The following is a 1,171-nucleotide window of genomic DNA, read 5'->3' as shown; positions in this document are numbered from 1 at the left end:
ACTACTTTCCAAAAAGAATAGTTAGGATTTAGATTTAATAAGAGTGTTGAGCTCAGAGATAGAAAGTCCAGTGACTTTAGAGATAAAAGTGATATCAGCACCAGCATTAAACATATTTTTAGCTACTTCCATAGTTCTTTTAGCTTCCCCAATCTGCATGCCTTTAGCTTCCCCAATCTGCATGCCTTGTTGTATACCTTGTTGCACTCCCTCTTCTTTCCAATGATGAGCTAGGCTAGTCATAAGTTTTTCTCCTTGTTCGGTATTAAGACGTGACTTTAATATTTTTTCTAACTCTATTTTATCAGATTTTTCAATTTTAATCAATGTATAGGTTAATATCAGCTCTAGGTAATCTATACCAATATTCATTTTAGCAAATTCAGGTAATAGATCAGCTACCTCATACCATCTTTTAAGTAAGTCTCTTTCGTGAATATGCTTCATGAAGAACTGCAGTATTCCTGCCCACGCTTTTTTCTTTAGATCATCATCAGAAATATCATGGACATTTACTACCTGATGGTCTTTGTTCCAAATATCTTGCATGAGTTCTTTATGCTGGCAAAGATCCCAAATATTCTTTGGAGCATTATATTTCTTTTTGCCATTGTAAAACACTAGTGGATATACACAAGGTAAGTGTTTAGATTTAGGATTAAGAGTTAAATGCCTTGCAGCAATATCCGTCATATACTTAAAGAGCCTAAAAGCCATGAAGTGATCAGGAGTACTTTGATGCTCTAGTAGAACCCAAAGATATCCAGTATCATCCTTAAACTTAGCTGAGAACAGAATATCAGATATAGAGTGTTTTAGATCTGCTTCAACAAAGCTTTCTTTTTCCATCTTAAGGGTATGAGAAGAGAACATAGCCTTAATCTCTTTTGGTAGATGCATCTCAAAGAACTCCTTAGCGACCAACGGATTCTCTAGAGCTTTGCGAATAATGGCATCATGCCTTGGATGCTCGGAAGTACCATCATTGCTAGCACCATCAGTATCGCTATTTGTACTTAAGTATTTTTCCTTGCTACTACTAATATCTTTTTCATTCATTACTTAAGTTCTATTACGTTGCTAACAGTTGAAGCAGTATCAGAAACATTACGAGATTTCTTGTTAAATCTCGGTTTGTTTACTATCACTGGCACTTCTTTTTCAGTCACTA

Annotated in this window: 1 protein-coding gene; it reads right to left on the bottom strand. The window is 35.2% G+C overall.

Annotation, left to right across the window (positions count from 1 at the left end; genetic code table 11):
• Positions 1-21: 21 nt before the first annotated feature.
• Positions 22-1,059, bottom strand: coding sequence for an Rpn family recombination-promoting nuclease/putative transposase (locus ACKTSD_RS07600; RefSeq protein ID WP_412708710.1), 1,038 nt, complete (start codon positions 1,057-1,059; stop codon positions 22-24).
• Positions 1,060-1,171 lie beyond the last annotated feature (112 nt).

Origin of the sequence: Candidatus Rickettsia kedanie (assembly GCF_045865205.1) — a bacterium.
Lineage (GTDB): Bacteria > Pseudomonadota > Alphaproteobacteria > Rickettsiales > Rickettsiaceae > Rickettsia > Rickettsia australis.
The sequence above is the reverse complement of the archived record's forward strand: the minus strand, read 5'-3'. Positions and strand labels throughout refer to the sequence as shown.